Source organism: Flavobacterium sp. W21_SRS_FM6, from assembly GCF_052119645.1.
Classification (GTDB): domain Bacteria; phylum Pseudomonadota; class Gammaproteobacteria; order Enterobacterales; family Alteromonadaceae; genus Paraglaciecola.
On record NZ_JBGQOM010000007.1, the window covers coordinates 49,286 to 68,808 of the forward strand.

A 19,523-nucleotide genomic window follows, 5' to 3' on the forward strand; every position below is an offset into this window, starting at 1 on the left:
CGAGGTTTGGCAGGCCGATTTGACTGATACTACTTAGTGGCAGCCACTTCAGCTAGCACTTTATCAGCTATAAGCAAGGTTTGCTCGATGATATCAGCTGTATGGGCAGCAGATACAAATCCCGCTTCATATGATGCTGGGGCTAAGTAAACGCCATTTTCTAACATACCGTGATAAAACTGATTAAATTGCTTGGTATTGCAGTTTATCGCTTGTTGGTAGTTCGTTACGCGTTCTACGTCGGTAAAAAACAAACCGAACATGCTACCAGCATAATTCACTGTCATTGGAATACCGTGCTTGTGGGCCATGCTTTTAAAGCCTTCCGCTAACATTTTAGTATTTTCAGTCAGTTGTTCGTACAGTCCATTTTGCTGAATAGCCGTTAACGCCGCTAAACCTGCCGCCATAGCGACCGGATTACCCGATAAAGTCCCCGCTTGGTAAACAGGCCCAACGGGTGCTAAACGTTCCATAATTTCACGTTTTCCGCCAAAAGCGCCTACTGGCATACCGCCACCAATTACCTTCCCTAAGCAGGTTAAGTCTGGGGTGATGGCGTATTTTTGCTGTGCGCCACCTAGGGCAACACGAAAGCCTGTCATCACTTCGTCAAAAATGAGTAAGGCGCCATATTGATTACAGATATCCCGTAAGCCACTTAAAAATCCGTCTACTGGCGGGATGCAGTTCATATTGCCTGCGACAGGTTCAACAATAATACACGCGATATCGTCAGGGTGCTGAGCAAAAGCTTCTGCCACTGAGTCGAGATTGTTAAATTCTACTGTTAAGGTGTGTTGAGCAAAATCTGCCGGAACGCCAGGCGAACTGGGCACGCCAAATGTTAATGCACCTGAGCCCGCTTTGACCAATAAGGAATCCGCATGGCCGTGGTAACAGCCTTCAAATTTCAAAATTTTATTGCGATTGGTGTAACCACGGGCTAAGCGTATGGCACTCATGGTAGCTTCAGTGCCTGAGTTGACCATACGCAGCATTTCCATTGAGGGGACTAACTTGTTGACCAACTCAGCCATGTTGACTTCCGCTTCAGTCGGGGCGCCAAAACTTAAACCTTTGTGAGCCGCCTCTATTAGTGCATTGCGGATCTCAGGATGGTTATGGCCAAGTACCATTGGTCCCCATGATTGCACGTAGTCAATATAACGTTTTTGGTCGACGTCGAAGATATAAGGGCCGTCAGCCTTGCTGATAAAGGGGGGCGTGCCACCTACCGCTTTGAATGCTCTCACTGGTGAATTAACGCCACCGGGAATATGGTTTTGCGCACGATGAAATAAGTCGATTGATTTTTGCATAATTACTTCTTAACAAAGCCCTAAGGCCATTAAAAATAGTGTTATGCCAGTGTGTTTCTAACGTGGCATAACCCACAACAGTTAATTCTTTACGTGCCAATGCACGTCACGATCAAATTTGTGCACAATATCTTGTACACCTAGTGTTAAGGCAAACAGTGCCATTCTTACCAATATGCCATTGTCTGTTTGTCTAAAAATCGCGAGATTAGGATTGATATTTAAGTCATTGTCTAATTCGTTCGCTTCTGCTCGAGAATCACGAGGTAATGGATGCATGATAACTGTCTTAGACTGAAAATGTTTGGTATAAATAGACTGATTTAAGCGAAACTTACCCCGATATAAATTGGCTTCTTGCTGCGAGGGGAAGCGTTCTTCCTGAATTCGGGTTTGATAACAAATGTCGGCGTCTAAATAGCCTTCAAGCTGTTCAGTGATCGTGTACTTATGCCCAGCTTTATCGATTGCATCAATGATCGCTGTGGGCATAGCTAATTCTTTGGGTGAAATTAAAGTAAAGCGTACATTTTTAAACAAACATAAAAGTTTAGAAAGTGAATGAACTGTACGCCCATATTTTAAATCACCAATCATCGCGATATGCATACCATCAATGTTAGCGCCATGATAGGTCAACTCTTTTTGAATCGTATATAAATCCAATAAGGCTTGGGTTGGGTGTTCGTTGGCGCCATCACCGCCGTTAATAACCGGAACGCGACTTCCTTCGGCGAACTCCGCCACAGAACCAGAGTCCGGGTGGCGCATGGCAATAATATCTGAATATCCACTCAACACTCTGGCTGTATCATACAATGATTCACCCTTGGCTAGCGCCGAATTGCTCATTCCGGTGGTTTCGCGTACATCGCCACCAAGTAAATTGAAGGCAGAACCAAAACTGACACGAGTTCGTGTACTGGGCTCAAAGAACAAGTTACCAAGTATGGCACCATCTAATACTGTGGTGCGCTTTTCACGTTTTGCATAAGGCAACATCTGATTGGCAATACTGAACACTTTTTCAATTGCTTCGCGGTCAAATTGATTGACGGAGAGAATATGACTGCCTTCAAACTTCATAAATTCGCACATACCATTGGGTAAAAAGTGTTGGGTATTTTAGCAAAGTTCAGTGAGCAGTGGAGAGAAAATATGAGCTTTTAGAACTTATTTGTTGCGAAGAGTGAGTTGCCTATATTTGAACGTGAGGTTGCTAGCTTTGTGCCTGTTTTTACTGCATTTTTTTGCGAGCACGCTTAGATTGGTTGCGTTATTTGAAGCAAGTTACGTACGATACACCGCAGGCTGCACGATAGCCTTTATCAAAAAGATTCAAACTAAAAGGTGTGTGAGGGTGTTAACACCTATTAGTAAGAAGTATTGGCTTAAAAAATCCTAACTGATTGCTTATTCTTTGGAACGACGTTCAGCGTGGTTAGATTTACTCCGTTGGGCACTTTCACTTCTGATACCTCGTTGGCTGCGATCGTTATTTTGTGACGATTCTCGCTGACGGTTGGTTTTATTCGTGTCGCGATAGTGGCTTTGCTCTTGTCTGTTATATTGGGCTTTTTCTGTTCTTTGATTATCCGTTTTCTGTTGTTTTTGAGTATTAGCAGATTGCCAGTTCGTTTTTTTCTCTTGTTTCTCGAAACGCTGTTGTTGTGCGTTCGCTGATATATCTCGTTGTTTATTCTCCCGTTTTTGATTCCATTGTTGCTGGGTGGCGTTACTGTCCGAACGCTGTCTGTCGTGGCTATGGTACTTTTTGGTCTGCAAATCTCGTTGAACTTTTTGCGCTCGCTTTTCATCATGTAGGGCGTGTTCCGTTCGATAAGTTCTTTCTTTTTTATGTTCATTAATGTCAAGTACCCGTTGTTTATCGAGTTGCTGACGCTTTGGTCCTGAATATTCAGTAGAGTGCGTAACATAGCGATTTGGGTTGGTTTTTAAATTTCGGTAGTCTCGACTGCTGGCTTTACCCGCCGTGGTGTAGTGCACACCACGGCGATGCACTTGGTTGTGATGCCATTTTGAATATTCTCTATTTAACACAACTTGGCGATTACTGTGTGACCAGTTTCTGTAACCACGGCTTCGATAGTTATAATCAGCGTAAACATAACGCTCGCGCCATCTAAAACCACCAAAATAGAATGTTGGAGTAATGGTATAACGATGACTCCAATAGAAACCAGAATGCCAAACGTACGAAGCAGGTCGAGTCCAATAATAGGGTTGGTATGTATCCCACCACCAAGGACCGTAAACCACTCTGGTATCGTAGTAAGGCACATAAATAACTTCTCTATTTACCGGTTGTATAGTGATTTGATCGTTCTCTTGATTAACTTCAAGGAAATCGTTGTTATTTAAATTACCTTGGGCATAGGCTTTTTGACGCAGGTTTTGCACGGTGCTTAACACTTGTCCTTCATTATTTAAAAATGCATCACCTAATGATTGCAGCCAATCCAAATCGTCACTGAATTTTTGTAATAGTTCGTTAAAAGGGATAAGTGCTTTTACACTAGGGTCCCAATCTTTATCTTCAACTGCATTTAAAGCTTGGTCTTCGTCAAGCTCTTCATTGGCTGCACGCCACCGAGCGGCTTGAATAACTTCTAAAGGATAAGTTGCTGCAACAAGGATATGAGATAATAAAGTGTCTGGGTAAAGTGCAATAGGTGCAAGCAACTGGTCAAGCTCAGCTTGATTGAGTTCTACTGCTGTTTCATCGGTATTTGTAAGAGTTGTTGCATCCGGACCTTTCAATTGAATGACTTGAGTTTGGGCAGTACTTGGCTGAATGTTTAAAGCCACAAGCATGGGTATTAGCGATAGGTAATGTTTAATATTGCTTTTGGGGTGTGACATATCAGTTTCCTAATCAAGGTGTTGTGCAAGGAGGTTTGCATAACAATCATTAAGCTAAGTTATAAACCCAATGGCCTTAACCAAAACTGAATAGAACATTAAATATTATGAAAGGCCAGATCTCGGCAGATAAGGCCTTACACAATCATAACTGTATTGGAAAGAAACAAGCCGCTTATTTCAATAAATGGGGATCAAACTCATGACCCAATTTTTCTGTTTTGGTGCGAATATAGTGCCGATTGTCATCAGTAATTCCGTGATCGATCGGGGTACGTTTAACGACTTCTATTCCTAATGACTCCAAGGCTTTGAGTTTCTTAGGATTATTCGTCATCAAGTTGACTTTTTTAACCTGTAATTTTTCAAGCATCAGTTTGCAAATACCATAGTCACGCATATCGGCATCAAAGCCTAAATGTTCGTTGGCCTCTACGGTATCCATGCCACTATCTTGCAGCTTATACGCTCGGATTTTGTTTAAGAGGCCAATACCACGACCCTCTTGACGCAAATACAATAGTACGCCTTTACCGTTAGCCACAATATTTTGTAAGCCTTTTTCTAATTGGGTGCCGCAATCACAACGGGTGCTAAATAATGCGTCCCCGGTTAAACACTCAGAGTGGATACGAATAGGAATAACTTCATCAGACTGCCATTCACCAAAAGACAAAGCCACATGCTCTTGAGCCGTGGCGGTTTCGACAAAACCATGAATATAAAATAATCCCCAACGTGTGGGTAATTTGGCCGAACTGACATACTGATAAAGTGAGGACGTTGTAGTATTCAAAAAATTAGACTCTTAAGTAAAAATATACCGATACTTTGATTGACCAGATATGGGCATATTTAGCCATTTTACAAGGCAATTTTTCTGCCGAATTAGCTTAAGCTGCTAAATTCGCTCAGGGACGTGGGTTTGGCTACTCCATACCCTTGCGCATAATCTACGCCCATCTTACCTAATTCAACCAGAATTTCTGAAGACTCAACAAATTCGGCTACGGTTTCCATTCCCATCGCCTTAGCTACATCATTTATTGAGTTCACCATGGCCATGTCAATGGGATCAAGCAAGATATCTTTTACAAAACTGCCGTCAATCTTAACTTGGTCTACCGGTAACGTCTTTAAGTAAGAATACGATGAAAAGCCACTGCCAAAGTCGTCAAGTGAAAACTGGCAACCCAAACGATGGAAGGTATTAATAAACTCCAACGTTTCATCCATTTTGACAATGGCCATGCTCTCTGTAATCTCGAAACAAATTTTATGATACGGAATCGAATGTTTTTCAAAGGCATTTAATATAAATAATTTTAAGTCTTTGTCAGCGAGTGAGTGCCCACTTAGATTAATATTACAGCGAGTTAGCTGTTCTTGATGTTCGGGGTTTGCTTGCAACCAAGAGAAATAGTGTTCAACCACCCAGCGATCAATTTTAGAGGTCAAGTTATAGCGTTCAGCTGCCGGTAAAAAAGCGTTGGGTGCAATAATGTTGTTATCTTGGTCAAGCATGCGCAGTAATATCTCATAATGATGACCGCTCGCAGACTTTTGTAAAGACTGATAGTGCTGGTAATACAGTACAAAACAGTCATGTTGTAAGGCGTAGTTTATGTCTGAAACCCAAGTAATTTCTGATTCATAACGTTGCATTTGCTTGTCGTGAAAAGAATAAGTATGAATTTGGTTTCGGCCCATTTCTTTAGCTAAATAACACGCAGAATCAGCCATACTCAACAGCTGTTCGGGGGTTTTGATATCTTGAAACCAAGGCACCTGTCCAATGCTGACACCTAGGGTAAAAATGCGATTTTCCCAAATAAAACGAAATTCTTTGACGGTATTCAATAATTTGTTCGCTAATAGATAGGCCATTTGGGCATTATCACCTAAGAGTAATACACCAAATTCATCGCCGCCTAACCGCGCCAGCAATCCTTTGTCTTGCACCACGTCTTGTAATTTTTGTGCGAGCTGTTTAATCAGTACATCACCCGCTTTATGGCCGCAGGTGTCATTCACCACTTTAAATTGATCTAAGTCCATGTAAAGCAACGTTAATTCACTGTTGTTTTTTTGAGCTTCTTGTAAGCCATTGCTCAATCGTTTTTCAAATTCACGGCGGTTAAACACCCCCGTTAACGAATCATGGGTGGCTAAAAACTCGAGGCTAATATTAGATTGTTTACGTTCGGTAATATCAAATATTGAGCCAAACATATACTTAGTGGTGTTCTCTTGCTTAATTTGGGTAGAGATACAAAACCAAAACTCACTGCCGTCCTTGCGCAATCCTCGTAGCTCTTTACCGATGACTTTGCCGTTTTGATACAGTTCTCCTAGGAGTAACTCTCGGTCTCGTGGTTCAGCGTAAAATTGACTGGTATTAGTTACGCTTTCAATCAATTGTTCTTCACTGTCATAACCAAACAAATTGCACATAGCAGGATTAACTGAAATTAATTTACCATCCAAGGTTGAGGTATAAAGGCCTTCTGCTGAATTGCGAAACAAATCATAAAAGTGTTGAAGGTCAGTAATAGCGGATTGTTGTTTAATTTGCTGGCGTTTAACCAACACTCGTTCATGGGCTTCGATTGCTAAGGCGATCATCATAATGGCGCCCACCGACGCTAGGGTAAAAAACCACGTAACCGAATTGCTTATTACTGTGCCAGAAATAAATAGGCTGGCTTGAATGATGCTGATTGTTGAAATAATTGTTAACGCGATTAGGCCAACCAAGTTAGGTAAAGCCTTATCTTTTTTATGATAAAACAGAGCTAAAACTATCAGTAGTAAACCCTCTAGCAAAGCTAAAAAGCTAGCCCCGGTAATTTGCTGATAGCTGTTTTGTATTAAGCTCGAAAAAATAGTCAAAAACCCGATAAGGTAAGAGCAGTAGCGCCAAAACGTTGGTACCCGTTCAAGTATGACAAAACAGACTTTAGCGGTAGAAAGCAGCAACAAACCAAATAAAGCGTTATTGGTGTGGGATATGTAAGCACTGACCCCAATCAATTGCGCGATAAAGCCAGAGATATTCAGCGACAGCAACAAATACAAACCACACGAGATAGCAAACCAAAAACGGATGGGGCTGCGTAAAAAGATATAGGTAAGTAGAAAATATGCGGCCAAAAGACTCAGTCCACCACCCAGATACCCGATGGCTACTAATACCAATTGTTCGTTGGCTAAGGTCGATGCTTGAGTTGATAATTCTATGGGAACTACCAAGGGGCCGTCATCGGTGATTTTAATATAAATTTTCACTCGACCCTGTTGACTAGGCGTCAGTGGCACAACAAACAATCGATGATTAATCGGGCGTTTATCAAATTCACGATTTGCCCCCAATAGGTAGGAGCTCAAAATACGGTTTTTATCATCTAATAGGTATAAATCCACGTAGTCTAGTTGTGGATTACCTATGGTGAAAAAGTAGCTATGTTGACTGCTATAATTAAAATCGAGCTCTAATCTTCCCCAAATGCTCTGATGTGAAGCCAGCGGCCCTTTAGGCAAGGTTTGCTGCCAATTTTCAAGCAATTGTGTGTCGGACAACTGAATGTGACTATCTGTTACCATCCAACTCATGCGGTTAAGTAAGTTAAGGCGGCTATCGCTGTGGCTTATTTGTACTATTGGCTGCTTGTTTTCAGCGTACAAGGGGGCTGAAAACAGAGTCATCAATAAAAAATACAAGAATAAAAATCGGCTTTTGGGCTGCATTATTTTTCCGATGGATAAGCGATACGCGACAACATTATCGCATTAATTCTAAAATGTGTTGTGAGACATAAGCAGGATACGCAAAATAGTAATGATAAGATGTTGCTCATTAGCTTAACTACTGCACGATATTTCAATTTTTTTACCCCAATCTGGCGGCGGTGCAGCAAACTTAGCGTATTCAGGATGCTCGTTAAAAGGGCAAGATAAGGCCGTTAAGTAAGCATCAAAAAGACTAAAATCCCCTTCTTCAGCTCGGTCGATAACTTGCTGTGCTAAATAGTTGCGCAAAATATAATTAGGATTGTGTTTTTTCATACTGGCGCTTCGTTGTTCATTTGTCCAATCTTGCTCGGCGATTGATTGGGATAGTCCTTCTGCCCATCGTTCAAAGCGTGGACGGTCGATGAAGCTATCCCGCAGAGATGTATCCTTAAGCGTAGGATCAAAATCACATAAAAGCCTAAAGTATTGACTGTAATCCTTTTTTTCGCTCGCCAACATGTCTAACCATTCGTTAATAATAGTTGAATTATGGGCGCCAAATTCGATCAAACCGCATTTAGCGCGCATTATCTTGGCGTACTCTTTGAGCAGTTGTTGTTCGTACTCTTGCAGAATGTTGGTTATTTCTTGCCGACTTAAGTAAGGAGTAAAGGCCATTGCTAAGGCATTGAGATTCCACAAACCAATCCCGGGTTGATTGTCAAAGGAATAGCGACCCTGAGGATCAGAGTGATTGCAAATAAAGCGAGGGTCAAAGTCATCTAAAAAGGCATAAGGACCGAAGTCAAAGGTAATGCCATGAATCGACATATTATCGGTATTCATTACGCCATGATTAAAACCATAGGCTTGCCACTTGGCGATCATCGTCGCGGTATCGTGGACAATTTTACTTAGCATTAAAGCATGTGGATTTGCTTGGTCAGCATACTCGCTAAAATGGTATTTAAAGCTGTAATCAAACAAAGATTGCAGTTTTTCAAGTTGCTGGCTGTGAAAATAATATTCAAAGTGACCAAAGCGCAGATGGCTCTGACTTACTCTGATTAACATCGCTGCTTTTTCAGACTTTTCACGGTAAACCATCTCATCACTTGTTAACAAGCATAAAGCTCTGGAGCTTGGAATACCTAAGTGAAACAGGGCTTCACTCGCCAAGTATTCTCGAATTGTTGAGCGCAATACTGCGCGACCATCGGCAAACCGAGAGTAGGGTGTAGGCCCTGAGCCTTTTAAGTGCAGGTCAAATCGTTTGCCCTCAGGCGTTACCACTTCACTGAGTAATAAGCCTCTACCGTCTCCGAGGTCGGGATTCCAATGTCCAAATTGATGACCACCATATTTTTGCGCAACAGAGTGTTGGGTCAAGGGACTATTAACTGAAAAGAGCGCCTCAAGCCATGCGTCTTGAGTTTCCCATGGCAGATTTAGTTGACTTCGTAAAGATTGATTTATCGCGACGACTCGCGCATTCTTTAGCGATTGGGGTGTAAGGTGCGTCACTAATTCATTGAGTTCATTAGCATATGAATGGTCTAAGATCATTAAATTACACGTTCCAAAGTAAAGTTATCCGTTGTTAATATCATTAGATAGGGAGTCACGATGTCATTATTAAAAAAAACAATTTTCATCTTCAGTATCGCAGTCACCTCTGGCTTGCATTTTTCTGTTTGGTCGGCCGATATTGAGGCAGGAAAAGCGAAATCCGTTAGCTGTAATGCGTGTCATGGTAGCAAAGGGGTTTCAATGATCCCAATGTATCCTAATTTAGCAGGACAAAAAGAGCAGTATTTAGTACTTCAATTAAAAGCGTTTAGGGATGGTGAAAGAAAAAATATGCTGATGTCGCCTATGGTATCTGGCTTAAGTGACACTGACATTGAAAACTTAGCAGCTTACTACGCAAGCCTCGATCCTTCTGGAAAATAGTAGGGCTTTTATGCAACAGATAGCAGAATTTAAAGCCATCATCGCGTTTATTGTTGAGCTTGAAAAACTAAAAAATGTAGAAAGACGGATTAAGCCCGCAGGTTTATCACGTTTTGAAAACAGTGCCGAACACAGTTGGCAGATTGCCTTGCTCGCTCTGACCTTAAGCCGCTATGCCAGTCAGTCGGTTAACGAACTGAAAGTTGTCACTATGCTGCTACTGCACGATGTGGTGGAAATCGATACGGGCGATAAGTTTGCTTATGATGCAAATCATGATGATTACGCCAATGAACATGCAGCAGCAGTGCGCTTATTTGCCTTATTGCCAGCGCCTTTAGGTGATGAGTTTTTGGCTTTGTGGGAAGAGTTTGAAGAGGCGAAAAGCCCCGAAGCACAGTTTGCTAAGGCGATAGACCGTTTGATGCCGATTTTGCAAAACCTGCAGAATGGTTGCCAAAGCTGGTTGAGTCACAACGTGAGCGTCAAGCAAATTTTAAGCAAAAATGCAGCAATCGAAAAAGCAAATCCTGCTTTATGGGCTTGGGTAAAAGAACAAGTAATGGAAAAAGCTTTAGCGGTTGGTCTCGACATTGAATAGCCTTTGCCATGGTCTAATTTATCGACAAATGCGTAAGCACCCACATCAGACATAAAAAGGAAGTCCTATGGTCATTGTTCATCATTTAAATAACTCTCGCTCACAACGTATTTTATGGATGTTGGAAGAGCTTGGTGTGCCTTACGAAATCAAATCTTATCAAAGAGATGCACAAACAAATTTAGCGCCCAAAGAGCTGAAGCAAGTTCACCCCCTAGGCAAGTCTCCAGTGATTACGGATGGTGCTATTACCATCGCAGAATCAGGCGCTATCATTGAATATTTAGCGTACACCTATGGCAAAGAAAGTATGTTACCGCCAATGGGGACAGAAGCGCATAGACAATACAGCTATTGGTTGCATTTTGCTGAAGGTACCTTAATGCCACCGATGGTTGCTAAATTGGTGTTTGATAAGGTACGGGCAAATGCAAAACCATTTTTTGTTAAAATCATTGCTAACAAAATTGCAGATAAGGTCATGGGCGGATATTTTGGACCCAACATTACGGCTAACATGCAGTTTATTGAACAACACTTGGCAAGCCACACATGGTTTGCTGGCGAGCAGATGTCAGGGGCAGATGTTCAGATGAGTTTTCCATTGGAAGCAGCTGTGTCGCGCGGAGCTGCTCAGCAATTCCCTCATATTGCTGCATTTGTTAAAAAGGTGCATGACAGAGCTGCGTATCAAGCGGCGTTGGCGAAGGGAGGTAAATACGATTACGCTTAAAAGGGGTTTTTGCTGGCAGTGTAAGTGTTAATTAGCATAATTCTAGCTGCATTATCGTAAGTGATAATGCAGCTAGGGTAGGTTTATTCTTTTTCGTCCTCAATCTCAAGCCCCATCTCACGCATTTGGCGACGTGCCTCTTTGGGGATATGCAGATCATTATCTTTATCGAGATCTCCATCATCTGGCAAAGGTTGGCCAGTAAATGCGTGCAAGAAAGCTTCACACAATAATTCAGAATTAGTGGCATGACGTAAATTATTTACCTGACGCCGCGTGCGTTCGTCAGTTAATACTTTAAGTACTTTCAGTGGAATAGATACCGTAACTTTTTTAACTAACTCACTTTTTTTACCATGGTCGGCGTAGGGATGAATATATTCGCCATTCCATTTTGTTGAATTTGCCATTATTACTCGCTTTTATCTTTCTTATACGCCGAAATTCTAACTAATACGGGCTAAAGGTCAATGATAGACTGCTAAACATCTTGACGGCTTTACGTACAAAGTTTAGTTTAGACGTCTAAACGGCTAAATATTATATTGGAGTTAACATGGTGTCATATGCACAAGGCATAGATGCATTAAATCAGTCCTTATCTGAAGTGAAAGGGATTAATGTTTCGTTTGAGTTTTTCCCGCCTAAAACAGATGCTATGGAACGCACTTTGTGGAAATCAGTAGAGCGTTTGGCTCCATTAAAGCCCGCTTATATGTCGGTGACTTACGGAGCAAACAGCGGTGAGCGTGATCGTACACACGATGTTGTTAAACGTATCCAAGCTGAAACAGGAATTGCCGCAGTACCGCATTTGACTTGTGTTGATGCAACTAAAGAAGAGTTAATTCAAATTGCAAAAGATTATTGGGCCAGCGGTATTCGAAAAATTGTTGCCTTAAGGGGAGATTTGCCCCCTGGCGTTGAAAAGCCCCAGTCTTATGCTGCTGATTTAGTGGCACTGTTAAAAAGTGTTGCAGATTTTGATATCGCGGTTGCGGCTTATCCTGAAAAACACCCCGAAGCACCCAACAGCCAATTCGATTTACTTAATTTAAAACGCAAAGCAGACGCTGGTGCAACAGAGGCAATCAGTCAGTTTTTCTTTGATGCAGAGGTGTTTTTACGTTTTAGAGATCGCGCTGCAGCAGCAGGGATTGATTTGGATATCGTGCCCGGTATTTTACCCGTGACAAACTATCAAACCTTACAGCGCTTTGCTGGTTTCACTAACGTGCACGTGCCACAGTGGTTGCACAAAATGTATGATGGTTTAGAGCAAGACGATCAGACTACGCGCAATTTGATGGGCGCGAGTATTGCGATGGATATGGTGAAAGTATTAGCGAAAGAAGGGGTACGAAACTTCCATTTTTATACTTTAAATCGCAGTGAATTAAGTTATGCCATTTGTCATATGCTTGGAGTTAGAGCCGATAAGTAGGTAAACTAGCTTGCTAATTGACAATCAAGCAGTGCTTTACTGCTTCCAAATAGAGCTAAGTAAAACAAGTCATGACGACAATAATGCAATGGCAAAGTAAATGTATCGGGGCGAGCAAACATGCGTGGGCGTTTGGCCGTTTATTTGTTGATCATTGTAGCCAGGACCGTATTACGGTTTCAGCGGGTCACTTGGCCTATGTCTCACTATTGTCTTTGGTGCCGTTTATTATGGTGTTTTTCACGATATTATCGGCATTCCCTGCATTTTCAGAAGCGCGAGGTGAACTAGAGGCCTTAATTTTTGGTAATTTAGTGCCTCAATCCAGTGAGCAACTGCAACAGTACATGACAACCTTTATCGGCAACGCATCCGGAATGGGCGCAGTGGGTATTGCATCGCTGGTGGTGGTCGCTTTGTTACTCATATCAAATATCGACAAAACACTGAATCGAATTTGGCAGGCTAAGAGCGAGCGGCCAATGATATTCACCTTTGCGATTTATTGGATGGTATTGACCTTGGGACCTCTGTTGATTGGCTCAAGCGTATTGGTTAGTTCCTATTTGGTGAGCTTAGCCAGTTATGCCCATGAATATACGCCCGGCTTAGCGACGCTTTTATTAAAAGCAGTGCCGCTATTGGCTTCTATTAGCGCCTTCTTTTTGGTCTATATGCTTGTGCCTAATAAAAGAATAAAACCCCAGTACGCTATTGCTGGGGCTTTTGTTGCCGCTTTGTTGTTTGAATTATCGAAAAAAGCCTTCGCTTTTTATATAACCAGTTTTCCATCTTACCAGCTTATTTATGGCGCTTTAGCAGTTATTCCTATTCTATTTGTTTGGGTGTATTTATCTTGGGTTGTGGTGCTACTGGGGGCAGAATTTACCCACGTATTAGAGGTGTACTTGTACGAAGAGCCAGAAGAGATGTTTGAACAAGAGAGCAAAGGCTAGGCTCTACTCTCTCATATAATAGTAAGGCTTATTCAGTTTGCATATTTGCAATAAACGTATTCGATTCTTTGATTGCTTTATTCATATCTACAATCAGTTTTCCAATATCATTTTTAATACCTTTAAATTCGGCTTGCAATGCACCAATCGCGTTAGCATTCAGGTTATGCTTGAGATATAGCACATTATCGCGCAATGCATCGAGTACGGGGGGCATTTTAGATTCAGCTTTGCGCATGGCCGCTAACAATGTTTTGTAGCGTTTTTGTGTATCTCGTAACTTGGCTTGACTATCACGTTTTAAGCTGGCGTTAGTATATTGGTCTAGCTCGTCTTGCCATTCGTCAAATAAGGCCTCTGCCACACTTTCAACTTTATTAATACGTGCACTGACCTCTTCTGCAGACTTCTCACTGGCTTCAAATTCATTTTTTAAGGCGTCATATACGTCTTGTAGTTCTCCGCCATCAAAATTAATTAAAACGCTCAGTTGTTCAAGTGCGGAGGTAAATTGTTCTTGTGCCTCTTCTTGAGAGTCTTTCGCATTTTCAACACGGTCAACCAATATATCGCGCTTTTCAACCCCCACTTTTTCCCACGCCGCATAATAAGCACTTTGGCATGCACTGACTAAAATTATCAGGCTAACTAAAATTAACTTTTTCATAGGCTACCCTTATAACGTGCGGCATCAATGATTCCCCACAGCCAAATAATGGGGTACAAAACATAGCCAACTAAAAGAATAAATAATGCTACAGATATACCCGCAAAAATAAAAAACAGTATTGCCGCTAATATTCTGCCTTGTACGAGCTGGCCTAAACCTGGGATAAAAAAGCTGCAAATAGCGGCTAATACATTTCCACCTGAACCTTGTCCTGCCATTTTTAACTCCTAATGTATTTTGGGGCTGGTATTCATCAGCTAAGTTAAATCATAATTGTGTAATTGACAAACCGGAAGTGTAAATACCTATGAGTGAGCTATATCCAGCAATTAAGCCTTATGACAGCCAAATGTTGCCTGTACGGAATGGACATACCTTGTATATTGAACAAACCGGAAATCCAAAAGGGATCCCTGTTTTGTTTCTTCATGGCGGGCCAGGCGCTGGCATAGGTCAAGACTATCGACGTTTTTTTGATCCCCAGTTGTACCGGATAATTGGCTTCGATCAACGGGGTTGTGGCCAATCCATTCCTTTTGGCGCGATCACTCACAATACTAGCCAAGATTTATTAGCTGATATTTCAGCCATTCGTGAACATTTTGCTATTAAAAAGTGGCTACTATTCGGTGGCTCTTGGGGCTCGACCTTGGCCTTATTAGCCGCGATTGACCAACCAGATACGGTAAGCGGGTTAATACTAAGGGGGATCTTTCTAGCTCGACAACAAGATTATGATTGGTTTCTCGCTGATGACGGTGGTGCAGCACAGCTTTTTGCCGACTATTATCAAGATTTTGTTGAACCGGTGAAATCCCAACTAAATCGTAAAACCTTAGTTGATGCTTACCATGACTTATTTATCAGCGATGATGAAATTAGTAAGATGCATGCGATCAAATCTTGGTACTTATGGGAAACCCGTATTAGCCGTCTGCATGCTCAATTTGACGAAGATAAATTGGTGGGTGACGTGCACAATGCCATCAGTTTGGCAATTTTAGAATGTCACTACGTAAAAAATCAGTGTTTTATTCCTGAAAATTTTATCATCGATCAAATCGATAAAATTAAAGATATTCCCACCAATATAATCCACGGACGTTACGATAGTGTTTGTAAGCTTGAGGCAGCTTATAGCCTGCATCAGGTGATGAAAAACAGTCAACTGACTATTGTTCCTGAGTCTGGCCACAGTGCATTTGAGAGCAAGATAGCGGCGGCATTAAGTCTGGCAACTAAAGCCATGGCAAAATTTTTACAGGAGACAAAGTGAAAGGGTTAATTCAGCGCGTCAAGCACGCCAAAGTGGAGGTAGAAGGGGAGGTTGTTGGTGAAATAAACCAAGGACTATTGGTGTTGTTGGGCGTTGAACAGCAAGATAGCCAACTGAGTGCTGAAAAACTGTGCAAGAAAATTCTTAATTATCGGGTTTTTTCGGATGAAAATGGCAAGATGAATCTCAATGTCCAGCAGGTGCAAGGGCAGCTGTTGATCGTATCGCAATTTACCTTGGTCGCAGACACCCAAAGCGGTAATCGCCCAAGTTTTTCTTGCGGGGCGCCTGCAGCGCTTGGGAAAGAGTTGTATAACCATTTCGTGTATTCAGCGAAGCAGTCGTCAGTGCCCTGCCAAACAGGGATATACGCGGCTGACATGCAGGTGTCGTTGCAAAACGATGGTCCAGTGACCTTCATGTTACAAGTATAAATTGCCGAGCCTGCATTAATAGGATTTAATAGTCGGCTAGCTTCGCCTTTGTGAAGTGTTGTAGGTAGCCACTTAAGAGAAAATAGGAACTATGTATAAAATTGATACGCCAATTAGCGAACAAGATTTTGCACAGTACTTTGAGATGCGCTGGAAAATGTTGCGGCAACCTTGGAATTACCCCTTAGGTTCAGAAAAAGATGAATACGAGCAGGTAAGTCAGCATCGAATGATCCGTAATCACAATGGCGATGTTGTTGCAGTTGGTCGTATTCACATGAATTCGTCAGACGAGGCGCAAGTCCGTCATATTGCTGTTGATAAAGAATATCAGGGTAAGGGCTTAGCTAAATTAATATTAGCAGCCCTTGAATCGGTTGCGCGAGAAGAAGGAGCGATTAGGTTAGTCACGAATAGTCGTCAAATATCAATACCATTTTTTGAAAGTGCTGGTTTTGAAATTGAAAAAGAAGCACCCAATGAATTTGGCAAGCTAAAACGCCAACAAATGGTTAAAAGGCTAAGCAGTCCTAACACCATTCTTTTGCATCCCAAGTGGTGTAAAACACTGCAAGATACTTGGTATGAGACCATTCCTATTAGTGAACAAATGGGTATTAAGATTTATCAATACTCAGGCCGAACCTTAGAAACTAGAGCGTCTTTAAATAAAAACATCAACTTACACGGTACCATGTTCGCTGGCAGTATTTTTTCTTTGGCGACGTTAACTGGCTGGGGCATGATCTTTTTACAGCTCAAAGAAAAAGGCTTGGTCGGTGATATTGTTTTAGGTGATGGCAACATTCACTTTCACAAGCCTATTACCATGCAACCACGAGCCCTATGTAACATTGAATCTTTTAATGGCAAATTTGACGGTCTGCTCAAAAATAAAAAGTGTTTTATTAAATTACAAGTGGCCATATTAGACGGTGATACACCAGTAGCAGAGTTTTCCGGATTATTTGGAGTATTACCTATTTCTGAAGATGCTGAAGAACAGCTAAGTTAAACCTATTATCATTGCGAATGGGTTTAACTATCCAATTTGATAGGTATAAACATAAAAAAAAGCACGCATAGCGTGCTTTTTTGTTACCTAATTTTGCAACTAAGCGGCGGCAGTCATGGCGCTCTGCAATTTTTTCATTGCATTTTTTTCAATTTGGCGAACACGTTCTGCAGAAACTTGATATTTCTCAGCCAAATCTTGCAGAGTGATTTTATCATCAGACAACCAACGAGTTTGAATGATGTATTGGCTACGCTCATCTAGGGTTTTAATAGCAGAGTATAGTTTGTCAGAAGCGTTAGAATCCCAATTGGCATTTACTACACCGCTTTCAACATCTGCAGATTTGTCTTCTAAATATTGAACTGGCGCAAAAGTGCTGCTTTCATCTTCGTCAGCTGACAAATCAAACGCCTGATCTTGGCTGCTCATTCGAGCTTCCATCTGCAACACTTCTTTTGTGCTAACGCCTAACTCCTCAGCAACTTTTTGCACTTCTGCATGGGTAAACCAGCCCAAACGCTTCTTATTTTTGCGTAGATTGAAGAATAATTTACGCTGTGCTTTGGTTGTAGCCACTTTCACAATTCGCCAATTACGTAACACAAATTCGTGAATTTCCGCTTTGATCCAATGCACCGCGAAAGAAACCAATCTAACGCCCATGGTAGGGTCAAAGCGTTTTACCGCTTTCATCAGACCAATATTACCTTCTTGGATTAGGTCTGCTTGAGGCAAACCATAACCTGAATAGGATTTAGCGATATGCACTACAAAACGTAGGTGAGACATAATCAGTTTTCTAGCGGCTTGTAAGTCATCATCTTGTTGAAGACGTTCGGCTAAGCTACGCTCTTCGTCTGCACTGAGCATACTGATGCCACTTACAGCTTGGATGTAAGTCTCGATGCTCCCAGTTTGTGGGACGGTCAATGTCAATGTGCGTAAATCTGTACTCATAGTAACCTCGTATTACACAATGGAAGCAAGTTTATCAAAAATATGCTAAATTTGCGACCATAAATCTATCGTTTCCTAACGTAATAGACCAGACAATTTGTAAAAAATTGCATCAGTGGTGATAAATAGTGTTTAAAAAATTATTATCAATGATTGATGTTAAATATAAAATTCTAATAGTATCTGTTTTACGTTAATCTGCTCTATTAGTTCACTTTGTAACGGACCTTCTATGTTTAGCTATGTTGCGCGCCAAGCGATTTTAGATGATAAAAAAGAGTTGTATGCTTACGAGCTTCTTTTTCGCGAGGGTGAGCAAAACTTTTTTCCAAATATTTGTCCAGATGAAGCAACATCCAAGATTTTAACTAACAACCATCTCGATATGGGTCTTGATGATATTACTGGTGGAAAGCTAGCGTTTATAAATTTTCACCAAGACACATTAGAATATCGCTTTCCTACTTCCCTTGATCAAAAGCTTGTCGTTATAGAAGTGGTTGAAACAGTGAATCTTAGCGAAAAACTTATTCAGGCCTGCATCAATATTAAAGAGATGGGTTATAAGTTAGCGCTCGACGATTTCGCGTTTGACCCGAAATGGGACGTTCTGTTGCCTTACGCAGATATCGTGAAAGTTGACATCGTAGAGTGCGATCAACAACTAATGCGCAGTAATATAGAAAAACTCAAGTTAGCTAATATAAAACTCGTTGCAGAAAAAATAGAAACTCACGAAGAATTCGAAGAATACAAGGCCTTAGGCTTTGATTACTTTCAAGGTTACTTTTTTGCACGTCCTGAGATCGTGAAACAAAAAAGAATACCTACAAGTCAACTTGCCTTACTCGATTTAATTAGTGTCAGTGCCGCTACCGACTTCAACCTTGGTAGGGTAAACGATATTATCGAACGAGATGTCTCTTTGTCTTATAAACTATTACGTTTTATCAATAACCCGTTAATAAACAAGAGCAATAGCATCAGTAGTTTACGCCATGCCTTAAATTACATGGGCGAAATTGAAGTGAAAAAGTTTATCGCGCTGGTGGCTTTAGCAAATTTAGGAGACAGCAAAACCATTGAGTTGTTGCACATGTCTTTAGTTCGGGCAAAATTTTGCGAGCTTATCGGACAAGCAATGAAATTGGCTAAAAATCCGCCTACAGGTTTCTTGCTCGGTTTGTTCTCTTTGCTAGATGCAATTTTAGATTCAAGCATGCGCTCGGTTGTTGAAAAATTGCCCTTAGGCGATGAATTGAAAGCCGCTCTTTGTGGTGAAAAAAATGAATTGCAAGGTTATCTTAATCTAATAAGAGCCTACGAAGTTGGCCACTGGCAAAATGTCGCCCGCTACTCAAAAGAGTTGGATATTCATCTCGCCATGACCCAGAGCTTTTATAATGAAGCAATCAAGTGGGGCCATGCAATGAAACAATTAATTAGTGACTAATCGCTGACCTAGATGTTAGATTATGAGTGTGTTTATTGGTCAGTTTGTGTATTTAGTCGACTAAGTTACGCGACTTCTTCACTTGTTAAGT

Annotated in this window: 19 protein-coding genes; 9 read left to right on the forward strand and 10 right to left on the reverse strand. The window is 41.4% G+C overall.

What is annotated here, in order from left to right:
- Positions 1–29 precede the first annotated feature (29 nt).
- The 6 genes from hemL to ACEN2L_RS12815 all read right to left on the reverse strand — a co-directional run bounded on the left by hemL (position 30) and on the right by ACEN2L_RS12815 (position 9,503).
- The gene (hemL, locus tag ACEN2L_RS12790; RefSeq protein WP_306024303.1) at positions 30–1,322 is read right to left on the reverse strand and encodes a glutamate-1-semialdehyde 2,1-aminomutase; all 1,293 of its coding nucleotides are present in this window, start codon (positions 1,320–1,322) and stop codon (positions 30–32) included.
- An 81-nt stretch (positions 1,323–1,403) separates the two neighbouring features.
- On the reverse strand, positions 1,404–2,408 hold the full coding sequence (locus tag ACEN2L_RS12795) for an aspartate carbamoyltransferase (protein ID WP_306024302.1): 1,005 nt from the start codon (positions 2,406–2,408) through the stop codon (positions 1,404–1,406).
- A 327-nt stretch (positions 2,409–2,735) separates the two neighbouring features.
- Entirely contained in the window at positions 2,736–4,205 is a 1,470-nt protein-coding gene (locus ACEN2L_RS12800) for a DUF3300 domain-containing protein (protein ID WP_441744233.1), read from the reverse strand.
- A gap of 175 nt (positions 4,206–4,380) precedes the next feature.
- Complete coding sequence (gene ribA / locus ACEN2L_RS12805) at positions 4,381–5,001, reverse strand: GTP cyclohydrolase II (RefSeq protein WP_306024300.1); 621 nt, start codon at positions 4,999–5,001, stop codon at positions 4,381–4,383.
- Between the two features lie 92 nt (positions 5,002–5,093).
- Complete coding sequence (locus ACEN2L_RS12810) at positions 5,094–7,952, reverse strand: EAL domain-containing protein (protein WP_441744235.1); 2,859 nt, start codon at positions 7,950–7,952, stop codon at positions 5,094–5,096.
- Between the two features lie 114 nt (positions 7,953–8,066).
- On the reverse strand, positions 8,067–9,503 hold the full coding sequence (locus tag ACEN2L_RS12815) for a protein adenylyltransferase SelO (protein WP_441744237.1): 1,437 nt from the start codon (positions 9,501–9,503) through the stop codon (positions 8,067–8,069).
- Between the two features lie 60 nt (positions 9,504–9,563).
- Here ACEN2L_RS12815 and ACEN2L_RS12820 point away from each other — a divergent pair, with 60 nt between their 5' ends.
- From ACEN2L_RS12820 to ACEN2L_RS12830, 3 genes are all read left to right on the forward strand, one after another.
- Positions 9,564–9,890: a c-type cytochrome gene (locus ACEN2L_RS12820; protein ID WP_441744239.1), complete on the forward strand. Its 327-nt coding sequence runs from the start codon at positions 9,564–9,566 to the stop codon at positions 9,888–9,890.
- A gap of 10 nt (positions 9,891–9,900) precedes the next feature.
- Complete coding sequence (locus ACEN2L_RS12825) at positions 9,901–10,491, forward strand: HD domain-containing protein (RefSeq protein WP_306024296.1); 591 nt, start codon at positions 9,901–9,903, stop codon at positions 10,489–10,491.
- 67 nt (positions 10,492–10,558) lie between these two features.
- Positions 10,559–11,224: a glutathione S-transferase gene (locus ACEN2L_RS12830; RefSeq protein ID WP_441744241.1), complete on the forward strand. Its 666-nt coding sequence runs from the start codon at positions 10,559–10,561 to the stop codon at positions 11,222–11,224.
- 83 nt (positions 11,225–11,307) lie between these two features.
- Here the strand turns inward: ACEN2L_RS12830 and metJ are convergent, their stop codons facing one another.
- Positions 11,308–11,634 carry a met regulon transcriptional regulator MetJ gene (gene metJ / locus ACEN2L_RS12835; RefSeq protein WP_306024294.1) on the reverse strand — a complete coding sequence of 109 codons (327 nt, stop codon included), beginning with the start codon at positions 11,632–11,634 and terminating at the stop codon, positions 11,308–11,310.
- Between the two features lie 146 nt (positions 11,635–11,780).
- On the opposite strand from metJ, the gene metF reads away from it, so the two are divergent.
- Positions 11,781–12,668: a methylenetetrahydrofolate reductase gene (metF, locus tag ACEN2L_RS12840; protein ID WP_306024293.1), complete on the forward strand. Its 888-nt coding sequence runs from the start codon at positions 11,781–11,783 to the stop codon at positions 12,666–12,668.
- A gap of 71 nt (positions 12,669–12,739) precedes the next feature.
- Complete coding sequence (locus ACEN2L_RS12845) at positions 12,740–13,624, forward strand: virulence factor BrkB family protein (RefSeq protein WP_441744244.1); 885 nt, start codon at positions 12,740–12,742, stop codon at positions 13,622–13,624.
- A gap of 28 nt (positions 13,625–13,652) precedes the next feature.
- Here ACEN2L_RS12845 and ACEN2L_RS12850 read toward each other — a convergent pair whose 3' ends face one another.
- The gene (locus ACEN2L_RS12850) at positions 13,653–14,291 is read right to left on the reverse strand and encodes a DUF2959 domain-containing protein (protein WP_306024292.1); all 639 of its coding nucleotides are present in this window, start codon (positions 14,289–14,291) and stop codon (positions 13,653–13,655) included.
- Complete coding sequence (locus tag ACEN2L_RS12855; RefSeq protein WP_306024291.1) at positions 14,288–14,512, reverse strand: hypothetical protein; 225 nt, start codon at positions 14,510–14,512, stop codon at positions 14,288–14,290. Before ACEN2L_RS12855 ends, ACEN2L_RS12850 begins: the two co-directional genes overlap by 4 nt.
- An 89-nt stretch (positions 14,513–14,601) precedes the next feature.
- On the opposite strand from ACEN2L_RS12855, the gene pip reads away from it, so the two are divergent.
- From pip to ACEN2L_RS12870, 3 genes are all read left to right on the forward strand, one after another.
- Positions 14,602–15,570: a prolyl aminopeptidase gene (gene pip / locus ACEN2L_RS12860; protein ID WP_441744246.1), complete on the forward strand. Its 969-nt coding sequence runs from the start codon at positions 14,602–14,604 to the stop codon at positions 15,568–15,570.
- Positions 15,567–16,004, forward strand: a complete 438-nt coding sequence (gene dtd, locus ACEN2L_RS12865; RefSeq protein ID WP_441744247.1) for a D-aminoacyl-tRNA deacylase — start codon at positions 15,567–15,569, stop codon at positions 16,002–16,004. The genes pip and dtd overlap by 4 nt, the downstream gene beginning before the upstream one ends.
- 91 nt (positions 16,005–16,095) lie before the next feature.
- Positions 16,096–17,019, forward strand: coding sequence for a bifunctional GNAT family N-acetyltransferase/hotdog fold thioesterase (locus ACEN2L_RS12870; protein ID WP_306024288.1), 924 nt, complete (start codon positions 16,096–16,098; stop codon positions 17,017–17,019).
- 99 nt (positions 17,020–17,118) lie between these two features.
- On the opposite strand, the gene rpoH is transcribed toward ACEN2L_RS12870, so the two are convergent.
- A complete protein-coding gene (gene rpoH, locus ACEN2L_RS12875; protein ID WP_306024287.1) occupies positions 17,119–17,979 on the reverse strand; it encodes an RNA polymerase sigma factor RpoH in 861 nt (286 codons plus the stop codon).
- Between the two features lie 232 nt (positions 17,980–18,211).
- Here rpoH and ACEN2L_RS12880 point away from each other — a divergent pair, with 232 nt between their 5' ends.
- The gene (locus ACEN2L_RS12880) at positions 18,212–19,432 is read left to right on the forward strand and encodes an EAL and HDOD domain-containing protein (RefSeq protein WP_441744250.1); all 1,221 of its coding nucleotides are present in this window, start codon (positions 18,212–18,214) and stop codon (positions 19,430–19,432) included.
- Positions 19,433–19,523 lie beyond the last annotated feature (91 nt).

Bases quoted from the DNA above. Each gene is read 5' to 3' on its own strand.
- ACEN2L_RS12795 (WP_306024302.1), bottom strand. From the start codon at position 2,408: ATGAAGTTTGAAGGCAGTCATATTCTCTCCGTCAATCAATTTGACCGC.
- ACEN2L_RS12855 (WP_306024291.1), bottom strand. From the start codon at position 14,512: ATGGCAGGACAAGGTTCAGGTGGAAATGTATTAGCCGCTATTTGCAGC.
- ACEN2L_RS12810 (WP_441744235.1), bottom strand. From the start codon at position 7,952: ATGCAGCCCAAAAGCCGATTTTTATTCTTGTATTTTTTATTGATGACT.
- hemL (WP_306024303.1), bottom strand. From the start codon at position 1,322: ATGCAAAAATCAATCGACTTATTTCATCGTGCGCAAAACCATATTCCC.
- metJ (WP_306024294.1), bottom strand. From the start codon at position 11,634: ATGGCAAATTCAACAAAATGGAATGGCGAATATATTCATCCCTACGCC.
- ACEN2L_RS12825 (WP_306024296.1), top strand. From the start codon at position 9,901: ATGCAACAGATAGCAGAATTTAAAGCCATCATCGCGTTTATTGTTGAG.
- ACEN2L_RS12800 (WP_441744233.1), bottom strand. From the start codon at position 4,205: ATGTCACACCCCAAAAGCAATATTAAACATTACCTATCGCTAATACCC.
- ACEN2L_RS12870 (WP_306024288.1), top strand. From the start codon at position 16,096: ATGTATAAAATTGATACGCCAATTAGCGAACAAGATTTTGCACAGTAC.
- ACEN2L_RS12830 (WP_441744241.1), top strand. From the start codon at position 10,559: ATGGTCATTGTTCATCATTTAAATAACTCTCGCTCACAACGTATTTTA.
- ACEN2L_RS12880 (WP_441744250.1), top strand. From the start codon at position 18,212: ATGTTTAGCTATGTTGCGCGCCAAGCGATTTTAGATGATAAAAAAGAG.
- pip (WP_441744246.1), top strand. From the start codon at position 14,602: ATGAGTGAGCTATATCCAGCAATTAAGCCTTATGACAGCCAAATGTTG.
- ACEN2L_RS12845 (WP_441744244.1), top strand. From the start codon at position 12,740: ATGACGACAATAATGCAATGGCAAAGTAAATGTATCGGGGCGAGCAAA.
- ACEN2L_RS12815 (WP_441744237.1), bottom strand. From the start codon at position 9,503: ATGATCTTAGACCATTCATATGCTAATGAACTCAATGAATTAGTGACG.
- rpoH (WP_306024287.1), bottom strand. From the start codon at position 17,979: ATGAGTACAGATTTACGCACATTGACATTGACCGTCCCACAAACTGGG.
- ACEN2L_RS12850 (WP_306024292.1), bottom strand. From the start codon at position 14,291: ATGAAAAAGTTAATTTTAGTTAGCCTGATAATTTTAGTCAGTGCATGC.
- metF (WP_306024293.1), top strand. From the start codon at position 11,781: ATGGTGTCATATGCACAAGGCATAGATGCATTAAATCAGTCCTTATCT.
- ACEN2L_RS12820 (WP_441744239.1), top strand. From the start codon at position 9,564: ATGTCATTATTAAAAAAAACAATTTTCATCTTCAGTATCGCAGTCACC.